The sequence below is a fragment of the Brachybacterium sp. AOP43-C2-M15 genome (genome assembly GCF_052446295.1).
Classification (GTDB): domain Bacteria; phylum Actinomycetota; class Actinomycetes; order Actinomycetales; family Dermabacteraceae; genus Brachybacterium.
Window position 1 is genome coordinate 130,080 of the sequence record NZ_JBQSWB010000006.1, and the last position, 25,431, is coordinate 155,510.

Sequence of the window (25,431 nt, forward strand, 5' to 3'; positions counted from 1 at the left end):
GTGGACGGTGCTCAGCCCTTGATGGCTCCGGTGAGCACCCCCTTGGTGAAGAATCGCTGGGCGAAGGGGTAGACGCACAGGATCGGCACCGTGGCCAGCACCACGATCGCCATCTGGATGGCCTGCGGGGTCATCGAGCCGGCGGCGTTGGGGTTCTCGATCTGGCTGATCGGCGAGCCCTGGACGGCGTAGGTGTTCAGCACCAGCTGGATCGGCCATTTCGAGGTGTCCTGGATGTAGATCAGGGCGTTGAAGAAGGCGTTCCAGTAGCCCACCGCGTAGAACAGGGCGATCACCGCGATCACGGCCTTGGACAGCGGCAGCATGATCCGCACGAACACCTGCCTGTCGCTCGCGCCGTCGATCCGCGCGGAGTCGGTGAGCTCGGCCGGGATCTGCATGAAGAAGTTCCGCACGACCAGCATGTTGAAGGCGCTGATCAGCCCCGGCAGGAGCAGGGACCAGTAGGAGTTCAGCAGCCCCAGCTCCTTGACCAGGAGGAAGTTGGGGATCAGGCCGGCGCCGAACAGCATCGTGAACAGCACCACGTAGAGCACGCCCTTGGAGCCGGGGATGTCCTTGGTGCGGGTGAGGCCGAAGGCGAGCATGGTGGTGAAGGCGACCGAGAGCACGGTGCCCACTGCGGTGATGCCGATCGAGACCATCAGGGCGCGGGGGATGATGCGCCCCGAGAGCACGGAGCGATAGGCGTCCAGGGTCCAGTCGGTGGGGATCAGACCCAGTCGCAGGGTCTCGCCGGGCGGGGTCAGCGATGCGAAGATCACGTAGGCGAAGGGGTAGAGCATCAGCATCACGATGATCGCGATCGCGAGCACCTTCGCCGCTCGGGTGAGCGGTCCGGGCTTCTCCATCCAGGGGGCGCGTGAGGCTGCCATCAGAAGAGACCGTCCGTTCCCAGTCGTTTGGCCACTCTGTTCGCCCCGAGCACGAGCACGGTCCCGACCACGCCTTTGACCAGGCCCACCGCGGTGGAGACTCCCCAGTCCCCGCCGGCTATGCCGCGGAAGTAGACGAAGGTGTCGATGACCTGAGCGGCGCCGGCGCCCACCGCGGGCTGCTGGAGCAGAAGCTGCTCGAAGCCGACGGTCAGCACGTTGCCCAGCTGCAGGATCAGCAGCATCACGGTCACCGGCAGCAGGCCCGGGAGGGTGACGTGCCAGATGCGCCGCCAGGCCCCGGCGCCGTCCACGGCCGCGGACTCGTAGAGCTCGGCGGAGATGGTGGAGATGGCGGCGAAGAAGATGATCGTTCCCCAGCCGACGTCCTTCCAGATCACCTGGAGGACCACCAGGACCTTGAAGAACGACGGATCGCTCATGAGGTTCACGTTCTCCACTCCCAGCAGGGAGAGCCCGTGGGCCAGGGAGCCGGCACCGCCGAGGACCTGTTGCCACAGCGCGATGACGATCACCCAGCTGAGGAAGTGCGGGAGGTAGACGACGGTCTGGATCCAGCGCTTGACCCGCTCGGACAGCAGGGAGTTGAGGAAGATCGCGAGCGCGATCGGGGCCGGGAAGGCGAAGGCCAGCTGGAGGAAGGAGATGATCAGCGTGTTGGTGATCGCGCCCAGGATCTCCGGATCGCGCAGGATCGCGGTGAAGTTCTGCAGCCCGACCCAGCGCGAACCGGTGACGCCGAGGTACGGGGAGTAGTCCTGGAAGGCGATCACGTTGCCCAGCAGCGGCACGTAGTGGAACAGGACGAAGAAGGCCAGACCCGGCGCGATGAAGGCGTACATCCAGGGGTGATGGCGGATCGCCGTGGCCAGGCGACGCAGGAACGGGGCCGGGGCGCTCGTCCCGTCGGCCGTGGGAGCGAGCGGCGGCGACGGATCCGCGGCGCCCGGGCCCGCCGGTCCGCCCGGCTGCACCGTCGGGTCCTGGCCGACGACGGCGCGGGCGGCGGGTGCCTCGGTGGGGGCGGCTCCGTCCGCCGGAGGGCCCGGCTTGCTCGGATCGGTCACGGTCGGCACTCCATCGCGTCGAAAATCGTTTTCTCGCCCTGGCGTCACCGTAGGCGAGGAGCGGGCGCCGGTAAACCCCTGTCGAGAATCTCGCTGCGCCCCGAGCGGCGCCGCACTCGGGACCGGGCCCCCGCAACCTGCGGCTGACCAGCCTCATCGCTCCGGAACAGGGATCCGCGAGGGGAGGCCCGGCGTCCGGCACGTCGAGCCCGTCTGCCGTCGACCATCAGTAAACGATTGCCCACAGCGGCGTCAGGCCGTAGCCTGAGGTTCCGTTCCGTGACCCGCACCACATGCTGCGGTCGCACGCCGGGACCACATGCCCGGGACCCGATGCCGAGGGAGACTCCGATGCGTCCGACGAGACCTGCCGCCCCCACCTCCGACGCCACCGCCGGCGACCCGCCGCCGGGAGAGGAGGAGGTCTCCCGTTCGGGATTCCTGCGCGGCGGCGCGCTCGCCCTGGGCGCAGGCGCCGTCGGGACGGCGCTCGCCTCCGGCCCCTCCGCGCTGGCGGCCCCGACCGAAGGCGGTGACCGCCGCGGCGGTCGTGGAGTGGACCCGAATCCCGACTACCGCCGCCCTCGGATCACCCGGCTGAAGACGGTGACCGGTCCGGGGATCACCACGCGCTTCCGGATGGAGGCCACCGACCTGGGCGCTCCGGCGCTCACGCCCGACGGGCGGATCCTGGTGATCTTCGGGGACACCTTCGAGGAGGCCGCCGTGGGCGGCGGCTGGTGGCGCTCCCCCGTCGGCCTGTACGCCGATCCCCGCCGCAGGCTGGACACCGGGCTGTCCTGGACGAGCGCCGTGGGCGGCGAGACCGCCGAGGGACTGGTCGAGTACGAGCACGACAGCGACCCGGTCTCGACGATCCTGCCCGGGGACGTCCTCACCGTCGGCGACACCATGTACGTGTGGGTGATGGTCAACCACGGCTTCGGCAACGTCGGCTCCACCGAGATCTGGACCTCCGAGGACTCCGGCGAGACCTGGGAGCGGACGGCGGAGATGTTCCCCGGCGACCACCTCGACGGCTTCTCCCAGCAGTGCACGTGGGCGCTGCATCCCACCGACGGCCATGTGTACCTGCTGACCACCGGTTTCCAGCGCGACAAGGAGGCGATCCTGCAGCGGGTCCCCCAGGACTCGGTGCTGGACCCCGAGGCCTACGAGACCTGGGGCGCGACCGGGGAGGGCGAGGACCAGGAGTGGGCCTGGGGCAACGACCCGACCCCCGTGCTCGGGGGCGAGGTGGGCGAGATGTGTCTGCGCATCGTGGAGGACAGATGGGTGCTGACCTGGTTCAACGCCGGGCTGTACCGTGCGGACGTGCTGATCGCGGACTCTCCCACCGAGATCCAGGAGCCTCGCTTCACCGAGACCCTGCTGTGGGGCTGCACCTGGGGCCAGGAGGACGACGAACGGGTCGCCCAGCTCTACGGACCCTACGTCCTGCCCGGCTCCACGCTCGAGGACATGCACCTGCTGTGCTCGCAGTGGAACACCGGCGAGGGCTGGCCGTACCACGTGCAGCAGTACCGGGTGCAGGGGCTGGGCACCGCGGCGGGCCTGGGCTGAACCCGCCCGCTCAGCGGGCGTTCCGGGAGTGCGGCAGCACCGCCACGGAGAGGAAGACGGCGCACTGGCCGTCCCGGGCGCGGTAGCGGTGGACGTCCCCGGCGGGCGAGCGCCCCGATCCCCCGGCCTCGATCACGCACCTCGCCTCGCCGACACCCGCTTCGAGCGATCCCTCGATGACGTGGAGCATGATGCCGCCGACCGCCCCGCCGGGATCGCCCGTGTAGACGTCCTCGCCCACGAGCTTCCACTTCCAGGTCTCGACCGAGACGCCTCCGTCGTCGATCGCGTCCAGCAGCACCGCCCAGCTGCCGCCGTCCGTCGACCAGATCTCGACGCCGTCGGGCGGGGCCCCCGCCCCCATCCCCATGAGGGCGGCGAAGGTGGTGCCCAGGCCGGCGGCGATGCGGTCGAGGATCGCGACCGAGGGGTTGGCCTGCCCCAGCTCGATCTGCGTGAGCATGCGGCGGGAGACGTCGCTGCGCTCGGCGAGGGCACCGACGCTGAGGTCCAGCTCCTGGCGCGCGGCGCGGATGCGGTCGCCGAGATGCTCGACCACCGCAGGGCGCATCCCACCGTTCATCCCGGGCCTCCTCGAGCTCGTCCGCCGTGCCCTGCTCCCGAAGCCTAGCGAGGGTGACGGGAACTATATTGCGCACCTCCTGAATTGCGCACTATGTTGCGCAGTGGGGCGATGGCCCCTGCCCATCCTGCGCATCGAAGGAGGTCCTCCCATGGCCGGACGCACCGTTCCCGCCCCCGTCCAGCACGCCCCTGCGCGCAGGCACGACGGGGCCCTCCTGCGCTGGTTCGCCTCCTACGGAACGTTCACGGTCCCGCAGGCGGCCGCACCCATCGCCTTCTCGCTCATCGCGCTGCCGCTGACCGGCGACGCCGCGAGCGGTGCGGCGATGATGCTCGCGATGACGATCGCCCAGGTGCTCGGCGCCGTGCCGATCACCCGTCTGGGTCGGCGCTTCTCCCCCATCCCGTTCCTGCGCACCCTGATCGGGCTGCGCACCCTGGCCCTGATCGGGATCGCCGTGCTCGCGGGGATCCATGCGCCCTTCGGCCTGGTGGTGGCAGGTGCCGCCCTCGCCGGTCTCGTCAACGGCGCCGCCTACGGGACGCTGCGCGCCGTGCTGAACCACTTGGTGCCCTCCGGTCGCCTGCCGCGCGCCCTCGGCGTCGCGGCGACCCTGAACGAGGTCGCCTTCGTCGCCTCCCCGGTGCTCGCCGCGGCGCTCGGCAGCATCTCCCCCCAGGCCGCGGTGTGGGCGATGGTGCTGCTGGGGATGGGCCCGATGCTGCTGCTGCCGCGCATCGCCTCGGCCACGGCGCCCGGTCCCGAGCGGCGCCGCAGCCACCTGCGCCTCAGCCCGTCGATCCTGCTGTGGCTGGTGTGCGGCGCGGCGAGCTCCGCCTCGATCGCCGCGATCGAGATCGGTGCCGTGTCGATGGCGGTCTCCTTCGGGATGCCGGCCGCCTGGGGCGTGCTGTTCCCCGTCGCCATCTGCGTCACCTCGATCCTCGGCGGGATCTGGGTGAGCGTGCGCAACCGGGTGCCGCGCCGACGCACCGTGCTCGCCTGGCTCGCCGTGACCGCCCTCGGTGTCGCCGCGGTGGGCTTCGGGGACTCGATCACCGCGACCGTCCTCGGCGCCCTGCTGGTCGGAGCCGTGCTGGCACCGCTGGCCACCTACTACTCGCTCGTGCTGGACCGCCTGGTGGCCCCCGAGCACCGCGCCGAGGTGTTCGCCCAGCTGCGCACCGCGAACGCGCTGGGCATCATCACCTCGAGCGCGCTGCTCTCCCTGGCCTCGCTGCAGGCCACGTTCACGGTGGTGATCTCCGTGATGAGCACCGTGCTGGTGCTGACGGGCCTGGTCTTCACCGTCGCCTGGGTCAACGCCCGCCGGCGCCGCCTCGCGCGGGAGGCGGCCGAGCAGCGGGCGACCGAGAACCTCAGGACCTCCGCCGCGGCGACCGCGCAGCGCGGCTGAGACAGAACGGCTGAGGCAGAACGGCTGAGGCAGGACGCCTGAGCTGAGCCGCGACGGGAGCGCCGCGGCGGGGCTCAGCCCAGCCCGTGCCCGATCGGGAAGGCCTCGCCGGTGCCGTCGGACTCGGGGATCGCGACCGGCAGGGTCCCGCGGGCCGTGACCTCGCCCGCGAGCACGCCGGCGATCGCCCGCAGCGAGGCGTCGGAATCGCCGTAGGCGGCCAGGGAGGCCGCGACCCCGCCCACGTGCACCACGTCGTAGGGATTGCGCAGGGAGGCGTGCACCACCGGGGTGCCGGTCGCGGCGAGCGCCTCGACCATCGCCACCTGTCCCTCAGGCGTGGCGAACCCGGAGGACGAGGTGAGCACCAGCACCGCGTCCACCGCTGCGGCCGCCTCGGCGGCCTCCTCCGCTGAGGCCTCGGCGAGGGCGGTCGCGGCGTGCCCCAGCTCGGTGAGGGCGTCGACCGCCACCTCGAGCTTCGCGGCGCTTCCGGCGCCGGTGACCAGCACGGTCGCACCGTCCGCGAGGGGCAGTGCGCCGCCGTCGTCCGTGATGAGGGTGATCGAGTCCTCGGCCATGCGCTGAGCGGCCCCGAGGGAGCGCCCGGTGCCGATCTTCCCCGCCGCGGCGGCGGCGTCCACGTGGACGTCGTCGAAGAGGCCGCGGCGCAGCTTCTGGATCAGGAGGCGGCGCACCGACTCGTCCAGGCGCTCCTCGGTGATCTCGCCGTCGGCCACCGCGTCGCGGACCCCGCCGAGGGCGACGGTGAGGTCCGGCGGCATCAGCATCTGGTCGGCGCCGGCGAGGATCGCCTCGACCGGGACCCGGTCGTCGCTGAACAGCGTGCGCACGCCCTCCATCGCGAGGGAGTCGGTGACGATCACGCCGTCGTAGCCGAGCTCCTCGCGCAGCAGTCCGGTGAGGATCGGGTGCGAGAGGGTCGCGGGCACGCCGGAGTCGTCGAGCGCGGGGACCATGATGTGCGCGGTCATGATCGAGTCGATGTCCTCCTCGATCGCGGCGACGAACGGCGGCAGGTCGAGCTCGTCGATCTCGTCGCGGGTGTGGTCGATGACCGGCAGCCCGATGTGGGAGTCCACCGAGGTGTCCCCGTGACCGGGGAAGTGCTTGGCCGCGGCCGAGCAGTTCGCCCCCTGCAGGCCCTTGACCTGAGCGGCGGTGAGCCGGGCGACCGCCTGCGGGTCGGCGCCGAGGGAGCGGACCCCGATCACGGGGTTCTGCGCCTCGACGTTCACGTCCGCCACCGGGGAGAAGGCCTGGTGGAGCCCGGCGGCGCGCATCTCGGCGCCGACGATCTCGCCGGCCCGGCGGGCGTGGGCGCGCGACCCGGCGGCGCCGAGCGCCATCTGGCCGGGCAGCGGGGTCGCGGGCTCGGGCAGCCGGTAGACCACGCCGCGCTCCTCGTCGGCGCTGATGATCAGCGGGATCCCACCGGAGTCGAGGGCGGCGTCCTGGGCGTCGTTGCTGAGGGTCGCGATCTGCTCGACGTCCTCGAGGTTCTCGCTCCACACGAAGTAGATCAGGCCGCCCACGTGGTGGGTGCGGACGATCTCCTCGATGGTGTCGACACCGGTGGTGCTGGTGTTCTCGGGGTGGGGACCGTCGGCGGTGGCGCCGTAGCCGACGGCCACGAACAGCTGGCCGATCTTCTGGTCGAGGCTCATGCCGGCGAGGATCTCCTCGGCGCGGGCGTCGTGCCGACCGGCCGCACGCGGGGCCGCCTGGGCCGCGGCGGGCAGCGCGACGGCAGCACCGGCGCCGGCGAGCGCCGCGGCGGTGAAGCCGCGGCGGCTGAGCCGCGGGCGGAGGGGGCGCGACGGGAGAGGACGCGGAGGGACGGGATTCATGGGGTGCTCCTGCTCGATGGAGGGCGGTCGGGGAGGTCGACGCGGTCGGGGCCGCTCAGTAGCGGCGGTAGCGCTGGGTGATGAGCTCGAAGCGTCGGGCCTCGCGGCGCCAGGCGGTGACGATCGCCTCCGCGCTCGCACCCTCCTCGAGCATCTGCCGGGTGCGCTTGGTGCCCGAGAGGCTGTCGATCCAGCAGACGTCGTCCTCCGTGCGGCAGTCCTCCCCCTCGCGCCAGTCGACCTCCTCGACGTTGCGCAGCAGCGCGGAGACCACGTGGACGCCCGTGCGCACCGGCTCGTAGGCGTCGGCGTCGGTGACGTGCAGCTGCACGCCGCCGCAGAACTCGCCCTCGTGCTTGGAGGTGGTGGGGGTGGCGAACATGGGCCGGAACAGCACGCCGGGCAGCTCGGCGTCCTGCAGGTCCGCGATGATCGTGTCGACCTGCGCCTCGGTGATGAACGGGGCCCCGAACCAGAGGAAGGGGGTCGTGGTGCCGCGCCCCTCGGAGACGTTCAGCGACTCGAGCAGCCCGGTGCCGGCGTAGACCGCGGCCGTCTCCGGGGTGGGGATGTTCGGGGAGGGCAGCACCCAGGGGAGGTCGTGGGCCGAGGGGTCCTCGGGGTCGTAGCCGCTCATCTCGATCACCTCGAGGGTGACGGCACCGTCGAGGAACTCGCCGTTGAACAGCAGCGCGAGCTCGCCGACGGTGAGGCCGTGGGTCTGCGGGATCTCGCGCAGGCCCACGAAGGTGGACAGCTCCGGGTCGAGCAGGAAGCCCTCGACGTCGGTGCCCAGCGGGTTCGGGCGGTCCAGCACGATGAAGCGCTTGTCGTTCTCCCCCGCGGACTCCATCGCGTAGTAGAGGGTCCAGATGTAGGTGTAGAAGCGGGCGCCGATGTCCTGGATGTCGAAGATCAGCACGTCGACGTCCTCGAGCATCTCCGGAGTTGGCTTCTGCGTCTCCCCGTACAGCGAGCGCACCGGCAGGCCGGTCTTCTCGTCGATGTAGTCCTCGACGGCGCCGCCGGCCGGCTCCGCGCCGCGCACCCCGTGCTCGGGTCCGAACAGGGCGCTCATCGTGAAGCCGCCCTCCTCCTGCGCCGCGACCAGGAGATCGATGGTCGAGCGCAGCTCGCGGTCGGTGCCCGTGGGGTTCGTGATCAGGCCGACGCGCTGGTCCCGCAGGGTCTCGAGGGCCCCGGGCTCCACCAGGCGCTCGACGCCGAGACGGAACTCGCCGCCCCCGCTCGGGCCCCTGCCCTTCTCGGCGGGTGCCGCCTGCGCGGTGCCGGCAGTGGCCAGGACCGCGCCCGCGGGGAGCGCCCCCAGGCCGGCGAGGACGCGGCGCCGCGCGGGCCGCGCCCCCTCGGCGTCCGAATGCTCCGTCGGGCGGCTGGGCGTGCGGTTCACGGGGACCTCCGTCATCGTCGTCGGATCGTGCGCGCACCGGAACGGCGCTCCGGCAGAGGGCGCGGTCCAGAACGCTACCCGGCTGTGTCCCTGGTCACAACCGCACTCGATGTCGTCGCACGTGGTGCCGCGCGGCGCGCGGGCTACCGCGAGGTCCGTCCGACGACCTGCGAGCGGCGGGAAGCGGCGGGGAGCGGCGGGGAGCGGCGGGAGGCGGCGGAGGGTGCGGTCGATCGTCGATGTGCTCGCCCCGGGCGCGCCGGGGCGGCTAGTGTCGTCACCGGCCGGACAGCGTGTCGACGACACCCCCGAACGGAGCGCCCCATGGACCCACAGGACCCGGACCTGGCACAGGACGACGCGGGCGTGCTGGTCGTCGGCTCGGCCACCGTCGACGTCACGACCTTCTCCTCGCGCCTGCCGCGCCCCGGTGAGACCTTCCTCGGGGATGCCTTCACGCTGGTCCTCGGCGGCAAGGGGGCCAATCAGGCGGTCGCCGCGGGCCGCGCCGGTGCGCCGATCCGCTTCGTCGGCTGCGTGGGCGACGACCTCTTCGCGCCGATCGTGCGCGAGGGCCTCGCCGACGCGGGCGTGGACATCACCCGTCTGCGCGCCGTCGAGGGGCAGACGGGCGTGGCCCACATCCGCGTGGACGCCTCGGGCGAGAACGACATCGTCATGGTGCCGCTCGCGAACGCCGCGCTCTCGACGGAGCAGATCGACGACGCGCTGGAGGAGTTCGCCCCCTCCAGCCGGGTGCTGCTCACCCAGCTCGAGATCCCCGTCGAGCTGACCATGCACGCCATCCGGGGTGCTCACGCACGAGGGCTGAGCGTGGTCCTCGATCCGGCCCCGGCCCAGGAGCTCGAGGAGTCCCTCTGGCCGCTGGTGGACGTGGTCACCCCCAACGAGACCGAGGCCTCGCTGCTCACCGGGATCGAGGTGGACTCCCCCGGGACGGCCGTGCGGGCCGGGGAGTGGTTCGTCGAGCGCGGCGTCACGCACGCCCTGATCACCCTCGCGGGCGCCGGCAGCGTGCTGGTCGGGGAGGACGGGGCCCGCACCATCCCTGCGCATCGGGTCACGCCCGTGGACACCACCGCCGCCGGGGACGCCTTCGCCGGCTACCTGGCCGCGTCCCTCGCCGCCGGAGCCGAGCTCTCCGCGGCGATCGAGCGCGCCGGGGCCGCCGGCGCGCTGGCGGTCACCCGGCGCGGGGCCTCCCCCAGCATCCCCCGCGCCGCGGAGGTCGACGAGCACCTGGCGGGGAGGACGGACGGCACGGTGTGACGTCGAGCGGCACATCGGCCGACCGGGACGCCACCGCACCTCCCCCGCAGAGCGCGCGCCTCACTCGTAGATCATCTGCTGGATCTCCCCGTCGTCGATGTTCTCCGCGTCGAACCAGTAGGAGCCGGTGTCGGTGAACTCCTCGACCTCCTCGCCGTTGACCACTGCGACCGCGGCCTCCACGGTCAGGCGTCCGATCGCGATGGGGTCCTGGGTGACGGCGCCGAGCATGACACCGTCCCGGATCGCCTCCTGCTGGGCGGAGCCGGAGTCGAAGCCCACGATCTTGATGTCGTCCCCGCTCAGCCCGAGCTCCTGGACGGCGTTGACGATGCCGATCGCCGACCCCTCATTGGTCCCGTAGAGGCCTACGAGGTCGTGCGCCCCGATCATCGCCTTGGCGATGTCGGCGGATTTCAGGTGATCGCCGTCGCCGTACTGGATGTCCACGATCTCGATGTCGGGATTGTTCTCCTCGAGGTGTTCGACGAAGCCGTCCCTGCGGTCCACCCCGGTGGAGTTGATCTGGCTGTGGCCGACGATCCCCACCTCGCCCTCGCCGCCGATCGCCTCGGCGAGGTGCTCGGCGGCCAGTGCCCCGGCGGCCTTATTGTCGGTCGCGGCGAGGTTCTGCGGGTAGTCGCTGTTGCAGCCCGCGTCGAACTCGACCACCGGGATCTCGGCGCTCTCCGCGCTCTGGTACAGCGGGATGCAGGCCTCGGGGTCCAGCGCCGCGAAGCAGATCGCGTCGGGGCCGCGGTCGACAGCGGCCTGCAGCATCTGCAGCTGCGAGTCGACCTCGGTCTCCGCGGCGGGGCCGTCGAAGGTGATCGAGACGCCGTTCTCCTCGGCCGCCTCCTCGGCCCCCTGCTGCACGGCCTGCCAGAACTGGTGCTGGAAACCCTTGGAGACCAGGGCGATGTCGAGGCCCTCGCCCTCACCGCCTCCGCGATTGCAGGCGGTCATGGTCACCAGCAGGGGTGCGGCGGCCAGTGCCGCCATGCCGGTGCGTCGGGTGAACTCCATCGTTGCTCCGTTCCTCGGTGCCGGGTGCGGCACGTGGTGGGTGGTCAGGACGCCCGCTTGTTGCGCAGGGTGTCGAAGAAGACGGCCAGGGCGATCACCACGCCGAGGACGACGTTCTGCCACTCGGTCTGGATCGACAGGATCCGCAGGCCGTTGATCAGCACGCTCATGATGAGGGCACCGATGAGGGTGCCGACGATCGAGCCGCGCCCGCCCATCAGCGAGGTGCCGCCGATGATCACCGCGGCGATCGCCTGCAGCTCGTAGCCGACGCCCAGCTGGGGCTGCGCGGAGCCCAGGCGGGCGGCCATCACCACGCCGGCGACGCCCGTGAACAGCCCGCCCACGACGTAGATGATGAGCTTCCACCGTCGGGTGTCGATGCCGGAGAGCCGAGCGGCCTCCTCGTTGGAGCCGATCGCCACCGTGATACGGCCCAGGATGGTCTTGGACAGCAGGAACCAGGCCAGGGCGGCGACCACGAACATGATGAGCACGGCGTTGGGCAGGCCCGGGATCAGCGTGCCGAGGGCGATCGACTGGAACCCGGGCACCTCGTGGAAGTAGATCGGGGAGACGCCGGAGATCACCAGCGCGAGTCCCTGGGCCACCATCATCATCGCGAGCGTCGCGATGAACGGCGGCAGGCCCAGCACGGCGACGTTGAGGCCGTTGACGAGGCCCATCACCCCTCCCGAGAGGATGCCCAGGATCACCGCCACGACCATCGGCAGCCCCATGTCCACGGCGAAGATCCCGGTCATCACCGAGCAGAGGGTCATCCCCGTCCCCACGGACAGGTCGATGCCGGCGGTGGTGATGATGAAGGTGGTGCCCAGGGCGAGGATGCCGATGACCGCGGTCGCCAGCAGGATGCCCGAGATGTTCGACCAGGTCAGGAAGCGTGGGCTCGCGGCCCAGAAGAACAGCACGAGGACGATCAGGGTGCCGAAGGCGAGTCCCTGCTGCAGCCAGGTCCGCCAGGCGGGGGTCGCGGCCGCGGTCGGCGTCGCGGGAGGCGTCGGCGCCGCCGGGGCGGCGCCGGAGCGGTGGCCGGTGCTCATGCTGCGGCTCCTTCTGCGGCGTCGAAGCGCGTGGCGAGGTCCATGATCGAGGTCTGGGTGGCCTCGTCGCCGCCGAGCTCCCCGGCGACGCGTCCGTTGGCCATCACCACGATGCGGTGGGACAGGCGGAGCACCTCGGGCAGCTCGCTCGAGATGACGATGATCGACTTGCCCGCCGCCGCGAGCTGCTGGAGGAGGCGGTAGATCTCCTCCTTCGCGCCGACGTCGATGCCTCGGGTGGGCTCGTCGACGATGAGCACGTCGCAGTCGCGCACCAGCCACTTCGCGAGGACGACCTTCTGCTGGTTGCCTCCCGAGAGCAGCTTGACCGGCTGCTCCACGCTCGGGGTCCTGGTGCGCAGCTCCTCGACCTGCCGGCGGGCGACGCGTCGCGCCCGACGGTCGTTCATCACGCCCAGCACTCCCGCGAAGCGGGAGAGGGAGGCCGCGATGGTGTTCGCGGTGACGGACTGCTCGAGCATCAGACCGAGCCCTTTGCGGTCCTCGGAGAGATAGCCGATGCCGTGGCGGACGGCGTCGGCGGGATGTCGGATCCGCACCGGACGGCCGTGCACCTCGAGGGTGCCGGAGATGGAGCGGTCGGCGCCGATGATCGCTCGGGCGGTCTCGGTGCGGCCGGCGCCCATCAGCCCGGCGACGCCGAGGATCTCCCCGCGGTGGAGCTCGAACCCGACGTCCCGGAGGAGCGCTCGGGTGCTCAGCCCCTGCACGCGCAGCACCACCTCGCGGTCCGTCGCGTCGAAGGGCTCGGGCCCGGAGCCGGTGTCGATCGAGCGCCCCACCATCATCTCGATGATGGTGGGGACATCGATCTGCTCGCGCTCGAGGCTGCCGATGTGCTCGCCGTCGCGGAGCACCGTGACCCTGTCCGCGAGGCGCTTGAGCTCCTCCATGCGGTGGGAGATGTAGATGATGCCGGTGCCCGTGTCGCGCAGCGAGTCGATCAGACCGAACAGTGTCTCGACCTCGGTGTCGGTGAGCGCGCTGGTGGGCTCATCCATGATCAGCACCCTCGCGTCGACGGAGAGAGCCTTGGCGATCTCGACCATCTGCTGGGCCGCGACGGTGAGGGTGGAGACCCTGGTGCGGGGATCCAGCTGGATCCCGAGGCTGCTCAGCAGCTCTGCGGCCCTCCGGTTCAGCGCCCTCTCGTCGAGCATCGGGCCACGGCGCGGCTCCCGCCCGAGGAAGATGTTCTGCGCGACGGTGAGGTCCGGCATCAGGGTCATCTCCTGGTGGATGATGCTGATGCCCAGCTCCCGCGCTGCGGTGGGCCCGGCGATCTCCACCTCGCGGCCGTCGATCGAGATGGTGCCCTCGTCCCGCTGGTAGATGCCGGAGAGGATCTTCATGAGCGTGGACTTCCCTGCGCCGTTCTCGCCGACGAGCACGAGGACCTCACCGGCGTGGAGATGGAACTCCACGCCCTGGAGCGCCGTGACGCCCGGGAATCTCTTGCTGATCCCGTGCACTTCGATCAGAGGTTGTTCCACTGCGGCCCCGCTTCATCGGAGGAGGATGTCGACCCCGCTCCGGCAGGAGGTCCCGAACCCTGTGCTGCCCGGGTGCCGACGGGTGTGACGCGTGCCCCAACGTAGCAAGGAATCGATTACTCGCCAATGGGTGCCGGCCGCGCAGGACGCGGCGCGGCCTCGGCCGGCGGGAGCTCAGGCGGCGCGGCGGCCGGCGGCGAGGTCGAGCAGGTGGTCCAGGACGTCCTCGCCGCTCGCGCGCAGGCCGTTGTGCTCGTACTCGGAGGTGACCCAGGTGCGCAGGCCGGGCACCAGCGCGGCGGTGGCCAGCGAGTGCTCGTGCGGCACGTAGGCGTCCCCGAAGTAGACGGCCGCTGCGCCGGGCACCTCGCAGCGGCGCAGCGCCTCCTCGTCGTACAGACGCGGCCACCGGTGCTCGGCCAGGAGGTCCGCGGCCTCGGCCCACACGCCCAGCTCCGGGTCCTCGGCGAAGAGGTCGCGGTGCACGTGCTCTCCGCCCAGCAGCGTGGGGTCCTCGCGTACGGCGGTCGGCATGGTGCGGTCGGCCGCCCAGCGGGTGGCCGCGCCGTCGGCCCAGCAGCTCTCGTGGATCACGGCGTAGAGCGGGTTGCGGCCGCCGAAGGGCAGGGCGGCGGCGAGGTCGTGGGCGAGGGCGGGCGCCGACGGGTCGAGGTCCAGGAGGTGATGGAGCCGCTCGGCGCCCTGGGAGGCGCCGAGCAGATGTCCGAGCCGGCGCAGCCGCTCGACCCCGACCCGCTGCCCGTCCGGCAGGCGCAGACGCCCCGCCGCGGCGGCGTCGGCGAGCGCGCGGAAGCGGTCACGGTCACCCGGGAAGCGCGCCCAGTAGCGCTCGCTGCGCTCGATCATGCCGTCCCAGGTGCTGCGGTAGACGGCGTCCATGTCCGGGCCGACGCTCGGCAGCCCGCCGGTGAACAGGGCCGTCTCGACGCTCCCGGCGGAGGCGCTGAGGTAGCGCAGGGCGGTGAAGCCGCCGAAGGACTGTCCCAGCAGCGTCCACGTCCGGACCTCGAGGTGCTCGCGCAGCAGCTCGGCGTCGCGCACGATCGCGTCCGCCCGGAAGTGCGTGAGGTACTCCGCCTGCTGAGCGGGGCTCGCCGCGCGCAGGGTCGCCGCGCCGACGCCGTCGGGCAGTGCGGAGTCGGGGCCGACGGGGGTGGAGCGGCCGGTGCCGCGCTGGTCGAGCATGACCACACGGTGGTCGCGCAGGGCGCGGGCGAGCCAGCCGGGAGAGTCGGCCGCGAGCGGCCGCGGGGCCTCGGAGCCGGGCCCGCCCTGCAGGTAGACCAGGTACGGGCGGTCCTCGCCGCCGTCGGCCGTGACCACTCGGGCGAAGAGCTCGATCTGCGCACCGGCGGGGTCGGCGTGGTCGAGCGGGACGGGCAGGGTGATGTCCCGCAGCTGCAGGCCGGGCAGGGTCCAGGTGGTGGTCATCTCGCTCATTCGTGGTCGCGGGTGGTGGTGCCGGGGAAGAACTCCCAGTCGAAGGAGTGGAGCACGCCGGGGCGGTCCTCACGGTCCGTGGCCCGGCCGATGATGATGCTCGAGAGTCGCGCGAAGACGTCGTCGACGCCGTAGTAGCTGATGGGGCCGAAGAACTCGGAGTTGGCGGGGACGTCGCCGATGGAGATGAACTCGAGGTCCTCGGGGACCGAGATCCCGACGCGGGCCGCGGCCAGTCGCAGCGCCACCGCCTGGTAGCCGGTGTGGCAGACCACGGCCTCGGGGCGGTCCGGCCCCGAGAGCCACTCGACCGCGGCGAGGTAGGTGTCGTGGCTGCCGCCGGGGACCACGTGCACGAGCTGCTCGGCGGGCCCGTCCCCGGTCTCGCGCGCCGCGTCGAGGAAGGCGCGGGCGCGGGCGTTGGCGAAGGTGCCGCCGGCGCGGTGCCCGAGGTCGGGGGCGAGCATCTGCACCCTGTCGTGGCGCTCGCGCAGCCGGGCGTAGGCGCGGTGGATCGCGAGGACGGGGGTGGAGGAGACGACGTCGAAGCTCTCCGGCTCCATCACCGCGCTGAACGCGACCAGACCGGTCTGGGTCGCCGCGGCCAGGCGCCGCATCCGCTCGACCCCGCCGTCGACGAAATCGATGCTGGTCACGAACGCCCCGTCGGCGGAGGCGCCCACCAGGTACTCGAACCAGCGCTCGTCGGCGAGCACCAGTGTCGAGAGGTCGTGGGCGAGCGCGTCGTCGCGCACCTGCGAGGTCAGCTGCACCGCCCAGGGGTCGTCGAGGGTGCCCAGGGTGAGCACGATGCCGCCGCCGCGCCCGGTGCGCATGGCCTGGGCATGGCGGTTGGGGACGTAGCCGAGCTCTGCGGCGGCTTCACGCACCTTCGCCTTCGTGGCCGCCGATCCCGCAGAGCGGGAGCCGCCGCGGCCGGAGAGCACGAAGGAGGCGGTCGCCACCGACACGCCGGCGGCGCGGGCGACGTCGGCCAAGGTCACGGTGCCGGCGACGGCGGGATCTCGGGTCATCTCTGCGGGGTCTCCTGAGGGGCGGGGCGGGGAGCGGCCAGGTGCACGTCCACACCGGCGGCGCGCAGGGCGTCGAGGACCGACGGGTCGGCGGCGTCGTCGGTGACGAGGTCGTGGAGCTGTGCGGCGGGGGCGATGCGGGCGAAGGCGCCCGCCCCCACCTTCGCGGAGTCGGCGACCACGACCACCCGTGCGGAGCGCTCGATCAGACGGGCGGTGATGGCGGCCTCCGACTCGTCGTGGGTGAGGGCGCCGTCCTGCGCGGTGATCCCGTCGACCCCGAGGAAGAGCGTGTCGATGCGGATCTGGGCGAGCAGCTGCTCCGCCCAGGTGCCCACCAGCTCGAAGCTCGATTCCCGCACCACCCCGCCGGTGACCACGAGCTGGAGGTGGCGACGCACCGCGAGCTCCTGGGCGATGTTGATCGCGTTGGTGACCAGCACCGTGGGGCGGGACGCCGCGCGGAAGTCCTCGTGGGCGGCGAGCTCGTGGGCGAGCGCGGTGGTGGTGGTGCCGCCGTTCATGCCGATCACGGAGCCCGGCTCGGCGAGGCCGACGGCGCGGCGCGCGATGGCCTCCTTGGCGCCGGCGTTGCGGGCGGCCCGGTAGCGCATGGGCAGGGAGCTCGCGTCGGGATTCGCGGAGGCGCCGCCGTGGGTGCGGATCACCAGCTGCTGCGCGGCGAGATCGTCCAGGTCGCGGCGGGCGGTGGCCGCGGAGATCCCGAGGCGGGCGACGAGGTCGTCGACGCCGAGATGTCCCTCCTCGAGGAGGAGGTCGAGCTCGAGATCGAGGCGTCGTCGCCTGCCGCGCACCACCGGGGCGGGACGGGCGGAGTCGCCCACGGAGCGCGCCATCGTGCTGCCCTCCCTCGAGCTGCTTCGCGCGGCACTGCCCGCGCCCGGGTTCGTCGGCTCGGAGTCTACCGGCCGGTCTCTGCCCGGACTCGCGCTGTCCGCTCGCTGTCGGCTCCGTGTCCGCTCGCGGTCGGCTCGCCAGCTGCTCGCAGTCGGCACACGGCGTGCTCGCCGCCTACTCCCTGCCTGCGCACTGTCTGCTCGCCGCCTGCTCGGCGTCCGCCCGCCGAGCACCGGACTCGAATGATTGCTTTTGATTGTTCGCGATGCGTACACTCAGAGTATTGCACTTCATGGTGCGCTCGCCCCTGCCTCTGGAGGATCCATGACCCACTCGGACACTGCCCCCGCCACAGCCGCCGCCACCGGCACCTCCACCGCGCCCGCCACGGCCACCGAGACCGAACTGCGCAGCCAGCCCGACACCTGGCGCGCCGCCCTCGAGCTGCTGCCCGCGGTCGCGGACCGCCTCCCCCGCCCCGGCGAGCGGGTGCTCGTGGTGGGCTGCGGGACCTCCTGGTTCATGGCGATGGCCTACGCGGCGCTGCGCGAGGCGGCCGGCCAGGGCGTGACCGATGCGGTGACCGCCACCGAGGTCTCCCCCGCCCGCGAGTACGACCGCGTCCTCGCCCTGTCCCGCTCCGGCACCACCACCGAGATCATCGATCTGCTGCGCACCACCCCCACCCCGTCGGTGCTGATCACCGCCGTGGGAGAGGGACCGGCCGCCGAGCACGCGGACGGCGAGGTCGTGCTCGACTTCGCCGACGAGACCTCCGTGGTCCAGACCCGTTTCGCGACCACCGCTCTGGTGCTGCTGCGCGCGAGCCTCGGCGAGGACCTCGCCGCCGCCGTCGCCGACGCCGAGTCCGTCCTCTCCCGCGAGCCCGAGGCGGCCCTGGTCGAGGACGAGCAGCTGACCTTCCTCGGCACCGGCTGGACCAAGGGCCTGGCGGACGAGGCCGCGCTGAAGATGCGCGAGGCGACGCAGTCCTGGACCGAGGCGTACTTCGCGATGGAGTACCGCCACGGACCGATCTCGATCGCCGAGCCCGGTCGCGCGGTGGTGGTGCTCGGCGCCGCCCCCGAGGGCCTCGAGGCACAGGTCACCGCCATCGGCGCCACCTGGGTCGCCTCCGAGCTCGACCCGCTCGCGCAGCTGGTCGCGGTGCACCTGGCGTCGGTGCGACGTGCACAGCGGCGGGGCCTGGACCCCGACTCCCCGCGCCACCTCACGCGCGCGGTCCACCTGGAGTCCTGACCGTGGACGACGCAGAGACCGATGGCGCCGGAGCCGACGCCTCAGGGACGGACGGCGCCGGGGCCCGCGGCGCCGCAGGGGCGATCGCGCCGGTCCGGCACGCGATCGGGGTGGACGTCGGCGGCACCCGCACCAAGATCGGGCTGGTCGCCGAGGACGGCTCCCTCGGCATCCCCTACTCGCTGCCCACCCCGTCGGATCCGCACGAGCTGGCGGCGATGATCGCCGCCGAGACCGCCTCGCTCGCCGAGAGGGCGGGTCTCACGCGCGAGGCGCCCGTCGGCATCGTGGTGCCGGGGATCCTCGACGAGACCCGCGAGGTGGTCGAGCTGGCGGTGAACCTGGGCTGGGAGGACCTGCCGCTCGGTGCCCTGCTGCGCGAGGCGATCGACCTGCCGCTCGCTCTCGGGCACGACGTGCGGGCCGGCGGGCTGGCGGAGGCCGCCTGGGGTGCCGGGCGCCTGTTCGAGCAGAGTCCGCCGTCGACGCCGGGCACCACCCGCGACGACCTCGCCCCCGCTCATGAGCACGGCCCGGAGGCGCGCCGGCCGGCTCTGCCCGCGCTCGCGGACCTCATGTTCGTCCCCATCGGCACCGGCATCGCCGCGGCCGTGATCCGCGACGGCGGCGTGCTCGGGGACCGCTTCACCGGCGAGATCGGACAGGTGCGCGTGGAGGAGCCCTACACCGGGCAGACCCTGCGCCTCGAGGAGGTCGCCTCCGCCTCCGCGATCGGTCGCCGCTTCGCCGCGCTGACCGAGCCCGCGGACCAGACCCTGGTGCTCACCGACGGCGGCCGCCCGGCCGCGCGACAGGTCGTGGATCTCGCCCGCGAGCACGACCCGGCCGCGGAGAAGATCCTGTTCAGCGCACTGGACACACTCGCCCAGGCGCTCGCCGCGATCATCTCGAGCGTGGGCACCGTGCCGATCGTCATCGGCGGCGGCCTCGCCGAGGGCGGCACCATCGTGCTGGACACCCTGCGCGACTCGATCGCCTCCCGCCTCGGCGTGGTGCCCGCTCCCCCGGTGCTTCCCTCCTCGCTGGGCATGTGGGCGGGCTGCCAGGGCGCGGGCCTGCTGGGCATGATCCGCGCGACCCGGGAGGGGCCGCGGCCATGATCCTCACCCTCACCCCGAACCCCGCCGTCGACGTCACCTACGAGGTGGACGCCGTCGCGGCCCGTGCCGAGCACCGGGTTCGCCGGGTCCGCACGGCCGCCGGCGGCAAGGGCATCAACGTCGCCCGTGTGCTCGCACAGCTGGGCCGCCCCACCGCCTGCGCCGGGCCGCTGGGCGGCACCACCGGCGAGGAGATCCGTGCCCTGCTGGAGGACACCGAGCACCTCCGGCAGGCCTGGACCCCGATCATCGGCCCTTCGCGCCGCACCGTCACCGCGGTCGATCCCGAGGGCGCGACCGGCTTCAACGAGCCCGGCCCCGACCTCACCGCCGACGAGCGCGACGCACTGCGCGCGGACCTCACCGCCCTGCTCACCGCCGGAGAGCCCCTGGTGGAGGCCGTCACGATCAGCGGCTCCCTGCCGCCCGGCCTCGACTCCGCGGACCTCGCGGCACTGGTGCGCGCCTGCCGCGAGCACGACCGTCCGGTGCTCGTGGACACCTCCGGCCCGGCCCTGCGGGAGGCCGCGCACGCCGGAGCCGAGGTGCTCAAGCCCAACGCCGCCGAGGCCCTCGCCGCGACCGGTGCCGACACCCCGCTCGCCGCGGTCGCCGCGCTGCTCGGGGACGGCGCCGGGAGCGTGGTCTGCTCCCTCGGCGAGGAGGGCATGCTCGGCGCGCGGCGCACCGCCTCCGCGCCGGGTGAGCCCGGGAGGCGACCGGAGATGCGGGCCTGGCGGGCCAGGCTCGAGCAGCCCCTGCGCGGGAACCCCACCGGGGCCGGCGACGCCGCCGTCGCCGTGATCGCCTCCCGCCTGCTGGTGGACGGTGCCGCGCTGCCCGAGGTGCTGCGCGAGGCCGTCGCCGTCAGCGCGAGCGCCGTGACCCGACCGGTCGCCGGCGCGATCGATCCGGAGCTGGCCGCACGCCTCACCCCCGCCGTCGTCCTCGAGGAGATCCCATGCCGCTGAGCACCCTGCACCCCGTCGCCGAGCGCGCCCGCGAGCGCGGAGAGGGCCTGGCCGCCTTCAACGTCGTCCACCTCGAGAATGCCGAGGCCTTCGTCGGCGCCGCCGCCGCGGCCGGCACCCCCGTGGTGCTGCAGATCAGCCAGAACGCGGCCCGCTACCACGGGGCGCTCGCGCCGATCGGCCTGGCGACCCTCGAGATCGCTCGTCGGGCGGGGACCGACGTGGTGGTCCACCTCGATCACGCCGACGACCTCGACCTGGTCCACGAGGCGCTCGACCTGGGCTTCACCTCCGTCATGTACGACGGCTCACGGCGTCCCGATGAGGAGAACCGGGCCCGCACCGCGGAGGTGGTCACCGCCGCGCACGCTCGCGGCGTGAGCGTCGAGGCGGAGCTCGGCGAGGTGGGCGGGAAGGACGGCGTCCACTCCCCCGAGGCGCGCACCGATCCCACCGAGGCGGCCCGCTTCGTCGCCGAGACCGGGGTGGACCTGCTCGCGGTCGCCGTCGGCTCCTCCCATGCGATGACCTCGCGCGATGCGAGCCTCGACGAGGACCTCATCCGCGAGCTCGCGGCCGCGGTGCCGGTGCCGCTGGTGCTGCACGGCTCCTCCGGGGTGGCCGACGAGGACATGCAGGCCGCGATCCGCGCCGGGATGACCAAGATCAACGTCTCCACCCACCTCAACGCGATGTACACCGGCGCGGTGCGGGAGCATCTGTCGGAGCACCCCCACGAGGTCGACACCCGTCGGTGGATGCGAGCGGGCCGGGAGACGGGCGCCGCGGAGGCGCAGCGCCTGCTGGAGCTGTTCCGGGACGCGGCCGGGGCACGGGCCGGCCGGGCCTGATCCCCCCGGGGGGCCCGGGACCGCGTGCCCCTCAGGACACGGCGCCGCCGGAGAGCCAGGCGAGCGCGGGACCGATCGTGTTCAGCACGACGATCACGCCGATGATCCCGACGGCCCAGGAGAACGCGCTGCTGACGTTCTTCACCGACCAGTCGTGGACCCGTTCCAGGACGGCGTCGCCCCGGTCGCCGAGCACGGCCCGCACCCCGCACAGCACGGCCCCCGGCATGATCATGACCAGGCAGTAGCCCACCAGGATCAGCGTGCCGTGGGCCAGGCCCACCCCCATGTCGGCGAGGATCCCCATCGCCGCGAGGTAGGGGATCATCGACGCCGCCTCGATCACGCCCGCGGCGAGCGCGAGGCCGATCAGCAGCGTCGGCCGACCGGAGGCGCGGCGCGCCCGTCCCGTCCAGCGTCGGGCCGAGGCCTCGGGGTCCCCGCCGCGCTTGGCGACCGCCTTGGGGTCCATCCGGAAGGAGAGCACGACCAGCAGCACGCCGAGCACAGCGAGGACCAGCATCACCTGCGGAGAGGCGAGCAGGTGCCCGAAGGACTCGATCAGCGGCAGCAGGCCTGCCAGCAGCCCCACCCCCAGCAGCAGGTAGAACACCCCGATCACGGCCAGATAGAGCAGGGTGCGCCCGGCCACGCGCAGCGCACCGCCCTCGCCCACGACCAGCAGGATCAGCGGGATCACCAGGGTGCCCATCGAGGTCGAGTCCACCAGGGCCAGCAGCACGAGCCCCAGCGGGCCGGCAGCATCCATCAGTCCGTCCATGCTCCCCATGCTGTCGTCGGCCGCGCCGCAGCGTCCTCCTCCCAAGGGACGAACTCCCTGTCGCACCGGGGAGGGGCGGGCCGGTGCCGCGTAGTCTCGAGACATGTCCAGCGCTCCGCGTCCCGCGCCCGCGGACCCCGACGCGCCCGTGGACCCCGACGCGCGCGCGGATCCCCCCGCGGATCCCGATGCGCCCGCGGCCCCTCCGGTGGGGCCGCGGGATCTGCTGGTCGCGGCGCTCTACGCGCTGGTGGTGGTGCTGCTGGCCGCCTCGGGCGTGAGCAACTCCGGGTTCCTCGTCGAGTCCGGGTCCTGGTCGCGCACGGTCTCGGTGGCGCTGCTGCTGGTGGCCTGCGTGAGCCTGATCTGGCGGCGTCGGCACCCGATGATCACCCTCGCCGTCGCAGGCCCGATCGGGGTGGCCGAGATCATCGGGGGCGGGCAGATCTCCGCGTACTTCCTGCTGTTCGAGGCACTGTTCGATCCGGTGATGCACGGCAGCCGGCGCCTGGCCCTGTGGACCACGCGCATCGCGATCGCCACGGCCGCGGCCGCGATCCTGCTGGGACTGGGCCTGGGCCTGTCCGGCCCCCTCGTGTTCCTCATCGCGATGATCGCGACCCTGGTGGTGATGACACCGCTGCTGTGGGGGTGGGAGGTGCGCCACCATCGCGACGCCCGGCAGTCCGCGGAGCAGCTCGCGGACCTCGAGCACGAGCTCGCCGCCGCCCGCGCCGACCACGCCGTGGAGACCGAGCGGCGCAGCATCGCGCACGACCTGCACGACGTCATCGCCGGGCACCTCAGCGCCGTCTCCCTGCACACCAACCTCGCCTCCGCCCTCGAGGATCCCCGCGACCGCGACCGCTCCCTGGCCACCGCGCGCGACTCCGCCCACGCCGCGCTGCGGGATCTGCGCTCGATGATCGGGGTGCTCTCCGCCGAGGACGCCGGCGCCCAGCCGCAGGTCACCCTCGACTGGCCCTCGCTCACCGCGCGCCTGCGCGGCCGAGACCCCGAGGCGCGGGTCACGATCGATCCGGCGGTCACCGATCCCGCCCGGGTGGAGCCCTCGGTGCAGGCCGCGCTGCTGCGGATCGGCGCCGAGGCCGCGACCAACGCGGTGCGCCACGGCCGGGCCCCGATCACGATGGATGTGCAGGTGGGTGAGCGGGCAGTGATGCTCGCACTGCACAACCGCCGTGCCGACGACTCCCTGCCGGGCACCGGCGTGGGACGCGGCGCGATCGCCCATCGCGCCACCGCCGTGGGCGGCACCGCGACCTCCGGCCCCGCCCCGGCCGACGCCCCCGAGGCGGGCACCTGGCGGGTGCGGGCGGAGCTGCCCGCCCGAGCCGTGGCCGCTGCGCCCGTCGAGGCCGAGGCGGAGATCGCGGCCGGGGCCGGGACGTCGACCAGGCCGCCGACCGGGACCGACGACACCGGGACCGACGACGCTGCCGCCGCCCCCGCTCCCGTGCGCTCCGTTCCGGCAGATCACGAGGCCCGGTCCACCGTCCCGTCCACCGAGGAGCCCTGCCGATGACCCCGCCCCCCTCTCGAGGACCTGCGCACGACCACACGACCGCCTCGCAGATCCGGGTGGTGGTCGCCGACGATCACCCGGCCGTGCGCTCGGGGCTCGTCGCGCTGCTGAGCTCCGCACCGGACATCACCGTGGTGGCGGAGGCGGCCGACGGGGACTCCGCACTCGCGGCCGCCCGTGCGCACCGCCCGGACGTGGTCCTCACCGACGTCCGCATGCCTGGCGCGACCGGCATCGAGATCACCCCGCGCCTGCGGGAGACCGGCGCGAACGTGCTGGTGATCTCCGGCTTCGATCTCGACGACTACGTTCTCGGGGCGCTCGCGGCGGGGGCCGACGGCTATCTCGTGAAGTCCGAGGACCCGCAGCGGATCCTCGCCGCCGTGCGGGACGTGCACCGCGGCGATGCGGTGCTCTCGGCCGCGGCGACCCGAGCCGTGGTGGGAGCGCTGCGCGAGCGGGGCGTCGACGCGGGGGCGCAGGCTGGTGGCGGCTCTCCCGTCGCGGCCCGTGGCAGCGGTGGGGTCCGTGCCGAGGGCGCGGGCGGTGCTGGGGCCGGTGGCTCGGGCGGTGCAGGGGCCGGGGGCTCGGGCGGTGCCGGGGCCGGGGCCCGTGCCGGCGACGGGGGCGGCGACCTGCAGGACGTTCCCGCGGGAACGCCGGGCGCGCCCCGAGCCGGGTCGCGGCCGGACAGCAGCACCGGCTCCGACTCCCCCGCCGTCGTGCCCGAGAACCCGGGCCGGGCCCCTGCCGGCCCCGCGCCGACCTTCACCGGACGGGAGGAGGACGTGCTGGCGCTGGTCGCGCAAGGGATGACGAACCAGCAGATCGCGAGTGCGCTCTTCGTCGAGATCACCACCGTGAAGTCGCACCTCTCCCACGCGCTGACCAAGCTGCAGCTGGACTCCCGGGTGCAGGCTGCCCTGTGGTGGCAGCAGCACCGCGGCTGAGCGCATGCCCCGATCCCGCACGACCGCGCCTCCCGGACGTGGCTCCCCGCAGCATGCCGGCGCCCACGTCGCCTGACACGTCGGTACAGCCACCCCATACCGACACACCAGGCGACGAGGAACCTCGCAGGAACGCGCAGACGAGGGACGGCGCGTCTCGGCGTGGGGCTCAGCGGCCGTTCCGTCGTGGGCGGGTGAGGCTGAGCACGAGGGCGATGCCTCCGCCGAGCAGTGTGCTGAGCGGCAGCAGCAGCGGCAGCAGCACCAGGCCGAGCGTCGTCACCTTCCCGTCCGCGATCAGCGCCTGAGCGAGCACGTCCTGGAGGACCACACCGGCGAGCAGGCCTCCGAGCAGGCCGAGCAGTGTCATGCCCACGTGGCGCATCAGGCTCTCCCCTCTGGGCGGGAGGTGCGCAGACGCTGCACGGCCAGTGCGAGCAGTCCCGCGATCACTCCCCACAGGGCGTTGGTCGCGAGAATCGGCACGATCGCGATCGGGTTGGCGAGCGGACCGGCGAGGTGCCCCAGCAGCAGCGGGGAGAGGACGCCGCTGAGGATCATCGCGCACACCGCGTAGGCGATGCCGGTCAGCGTCAGGGTGAGCACGGGGCGAGCGGTCCGGGTCAGGCCCACCGCCGCCACCCACACCACGGTGATGACCGCCGTCCAGAGCAGCGGCATCATCGGGCCGAGGTCGAGGCCCAGCTGATCCAGCACCGTGTTGGAGATCGGGCGGGCGAGGGCGAGGAGACCGAGGCCCAGGATCAGCGGCCAGGACAGCGGCCCTGCGGCGGTGGAGGTGCGGGGCCCGGTCGACGGGCCCGAGTGCACAGGGCCCGAGTGCGCAGAAC

The 25,431-nt window shown here is 73.0% G+C and carries 23 protein-coding genes; 9 read left to right on the forward strand and 14 right to left on the reverse strand.

Translation table 11 applies throughout. The features are described from left to right. Window positions 1-11: 11 nt before the first annotated feature. Window positions 12-896 (reverse strand): carbohydrate ABC transporter permease, encoded by an 885-nt coding sequence (locus ACT3SP_RS08340; RefSeq protein WP_444586806.1) that lies wholly within the window; start codon window positions 894-896, stop codon window positions 12-14. Beyond that, window positions 896-1,984, reverse strand: coding sequence for an ABC transporter permease (locus ACT3SP_RS08345; RefSeq protein WP_444586807.1), 1,089 nt, complete (start codon window positions 1,982-1,984; stop codon window positions 896-898). Before ACT3SP_RS08345 ends, ACT3SP_RS08340 begins: the two co-directional genes overlap by 1 nt. Window positions 1,985-2,335: 351 nt before the next feature. Here ACT3SP_RS08345 and ACT3SP_RS08350 point away from each other — a divergent pair, with 351 nt between their 5' ends. After that, a complete protein-coding gene (locus tag ACT3SP_RS08350) occupies window positions 2,336-3,568 on the forward strand; it encodes a DUF4185 domain-containing protein (protein ID WP_444586808.1) in 1,233 nt (410 codons plus the stop codon). 10 nt (window positions 3,569-3,578) lie between these two features. On the opposite strand, the gene ACT3SP_RS08355 is transcribed toward ACT3SP_RS08350, so the two are convergent. Beyond that, entirely contained in the window at window positions 3,579-4,151 is a 573-nt protein-coding gene (locus tag ACT3SP_RS08355) for a helix-turn-helix domain-containing protein (RefSeq protein ID WP_444586809.1), read from the reverse strand. A 151-nt stretch (window positions 4,152-4,302) separates the two neighbouring features. Between ACT3SP_RS08355 and ACT3SP_RS08360 the strand changes: the two genes are divergently transcribed. Further along, entirely contained in the window at window positions 4,303-5,571 is a 1,269-nt protein-coding gene (locus ACT3SP_RS08360) for an MFS transporter (RefSeq protein ID WP_444586810.1), read from the forward strand. A gap of 74 nt (window positions 5,572-5,645) precedes the next feature. On the opposite strand, the gene ACT3SP_RS08365 is transcribed toward ACT3SP_RS08360, so the two are convergent. Beyond that, the gene (locus ACT3SP_RS08365) at window positions 5,646-7,442 is read right to left on the reverse strand and encodes a glycoside hydrolase family 3 protein (protein ID WP_444586811.1); all 1,797 of its coding nucleotides are present in this window, start codon (window positions 7,440-7,442) and stop codon (window positions 5,646-5,648) included. A gap of 55 nt (window positions 7,443-7,497) precedes the next feature. Further along, window positions 7,498-8,853: an exo-beta-N-acetylmuramidase NamZ family protein gene (locus ACT3SP_RS08370; RefSeq protein ID WP_444586812.1), complete on the reverse strand. Its 1,356-nt coding sequence runs from the start codon at window positions 8,851-8,853 to the stop codon at window positions 7,498-7,500. A gap of 324 nt (window positions 8,854-9,177) precedes the next feature. Between ACT3SP_RS08370 and ACT3SP_RS08375 the strand changes: the two genes are divergently transcribed. Further along, window positions 9,178-10,143: a ribokinase gene (locus tag ACT3SP_RS08375; RefSeq protein WP_444586813.1), complete on the forward strand. Its 966-nt coding sequence runs from the start codon at window positions 9,178-9,180 to the stop codon at window positions 10,141-10,143. A 60-nt stretch (window positions 10,144-10,203) separates the two neighbouring features. Here the strand turns inward: ACT3SP_RS08375 and ACT3SP_RS08380 are convergent, their stop codons facing one another. From ACT3SP_RS08380 to ACT3SP_RS08405, 6 genes are all read right to left on the reverse strand, one after another. After that, window positions 10,204-11,169 (reverse strand): ABC transporter substrate-binding protein, encoded by a 966-nt coding sequence (locus ACT3SP_RS08380; RefSeq protein WP_444586814.1) that lies wholly within the window; start codon window positions 11,167-11,169, stop codon window positions 10,204-10,206. A gap of 44 nt (window positions 11,170-11,213) precedes the next feature. Continuing rightward, on the reverse strand, window positions 11,214-12,233 hold the full coding sequence (locus tag ACT3SP_RS08385; RefSeq protein WP_444586815.1) for an ABC transporter permease: 1,020 nt from the start codon (window positions 12,231-12,233) through the stop codon (window positions 11,214-11,216). Further along, complete coding sequence (locus ACT3SP_RS08390) at window positions 12,230-13,747, reverse strand: sugar ABC transporter ATP-binding protein (protein WP_444586816.1); 1,518 nt, start codon at window positions 13,745-13,747, stop codon at window positions 12,230-12,232. Before ACT3SP_RS08390 ends, ACT3SP_RS08385 begins: the two co-directional genes overlap by 4 nt. Window positions 13,748-13,921: 174 nt before the next feature. Further along, window positions 13,922-15,199 (reverse strand): alpha/beta fold hydrolase, encoded by a 1,278-nt coding sequence (locus tag ACT3SP_RS08395; RefSeq protein WP_444586817.1) that lies wholly within the window; start codon window positions 15,197-15,199, stop codon window positions 13,922-13,924. A 5-nt stretch (window positions 15,200-15,204) separates the two neighbouring features. Further along, a complete protein-coding gene (locus ACT3SP_RS08400; protein ID WP_444586818.1) occupies window positions 15,205-16,242 on the reverse strand; it encodes a LacI family DNA-binding transcriptional regulator in 1,038 nt (345 codons plus the stop codon). Continuing rightward, a complete protein-coding gene (locus tag ACT3SP_RS08405) occupies window positions 16,239-17,099 on the reverse strand; it encodes a DeoR/GlpR family DNA-binding transcription regulator (RefSeq protein WP_444586819.1) in 861 nt (286 codons plus the stop codon). Before ACT3SP_RS08405 ends, ACT3SP_RS08400 begins: the two co-directional genes overlap by 4 nt. Before the next feature lie 325 nt (window positions 17,100-17,424). On the opposite strand from ACT3SP_RS08405, the gene ACT3SP_RS08410 reads away from it, so the two are divergent. Genes ACT3SP_RS08410 through ACT3SP_RS08425 form a run of 4 tightly spaced genes read left to right on the forward strand, consistent with a single transcriptional unit; the run spans window position 17,425 to window position 21,303 of the window. Beyond that, window positions 17,425-18,360: an SIS domain-containing protein gene (locus ACT3SP_RS08410; RefSeq protein ID WP_444586820.1), complete on the forward strand. Its 936-nt coding sequence runs from the start codon at window positions 17,425-17,427 to the stop codon at window positions 18,358-18,360. A 2-nt stretch (window positions 18,361-18,362) separates the two neighbouring features. Further along, on the forward strand, window positions 18,363-19,481 hold the full coding sequence (locus ACT3SP_RS08415) for an ROK family protein (RefSeq protein ID WP_444586821.1): 1,119 nt from the start codon (window positions 18,363-18,365) through the stop codon (window positions 19,479-19,481). Continuing rightward, on the forward strand, window positions 19,478-20,452 hold the full coding sequence (locus ACT3SP_RS08420; protein ID WP_444586822.1) for a 1-phosphofructokinase family hexose kinase: 975 nt from the start codon (window positions 19,478-19,480) through the stop codon (window positions 20,450-20,452). Before ACT3SP_RS08415 ends, ACT3SP_RS08420 begins: the two co-directional genes overlap by 4 nt. Next, a complete protein-coding gene (locus tag ACT3SP_RS08425; RefSeq protein ID WP_444586823.1) occupies window positions 20,443-21,303 on the forward strand; it encodes a class II fructose-bisphosphate aldolase in 861 nt (286 codons plus the stop codon). The genes ACT3SP_RS08420 and ACT3SP_RS08425 overlap by 10 nt, the downstream gene beginning before the upstream one ends. Before the next feature lie 31 nt (window positions 21,304-21,334). Here the strand turns inward: ACT3SP_RS08425 and ACT3SP_RS08430 are convergent, their stop codons facing one another. Next, entirely contained in the window at window positions 21,335-22,084 is a 750-nt protein-coding gene (locus ACT3SP_RS08430) for a GAP family protein (RefSeq protein ID WP_444586824.1), read from the reverse strand. 103 nt (window positions 22,085-22,187) lie between these two features. Between ACT3SP_RS08430 and ACT3SP_RS08435 the strand changes: the two genes are divergently transcribed. Beyond that, complete coding sequence (locus ACT3SP_RS08435) at window positions 22,188-23,630, forward strand: sensor histidine kinase (protein WP_444586825.1); 1,443 nt, start codon at window positions 22,188-22,190, stop codon at window positions 23,628-23,630. Next, the gene (locus ACT3SP_RS08440; RefSeq protein WP_444586826.1) at window positions 23,627-24,580 is read left to right on the forward strand and encodes a response regulator; all 954 of its coding nucleotides are present in this window, start codon (window positions 23,627-23,629) and stop codon (window positions 24,578-24,580) included. Before ACT3SP_RS08435 ends, ACT3SP_RS08440 begins: the two co-directional genes overlap by 4 nt. A gap of 169 nt (window positions 24,581-24,749) precedes the next feature. Here the strand turns inward: ACT3SP_RS08440 and ACT3SP_RS08445 are convergent, their stop codons facing one another. Both ACT3SP_RS08445 and ACT3SP_RS08450 read right to left on the reverse strand, forming a co-directional pair. Continuing rightward, on the reverse strand, window positions 24,750-24,965 hold the full coding sequence (locus ACT3SP_RS08445; RefSeq protein WP_444586827.1) for a hypothetical protein: 216 nt from the start codon (window positions 24,963-24,965) through the stop codon (window positions 24,750-24,752). After that, the gene (locus tag ACT3SP_RS08450; RefSeq protein ID WP_444586828.1) at window positions 24,965-25,411 is read right to left on the reverse strand and encodes a hypothetical protein; all 447 of its coding nucleotides are present in this window, start codon (window positions 25,409-25,411) and stop codon (window positions 24,965-24,967) included. The genes ACT3SP_RS08445 and ACT3SP_RS08450 overlap by 1 nt, the downstream gene beginning before the upstream one ends. Between the last annotated feature and the right edge of the window lie 20 nt (window positions 25,412-25,431).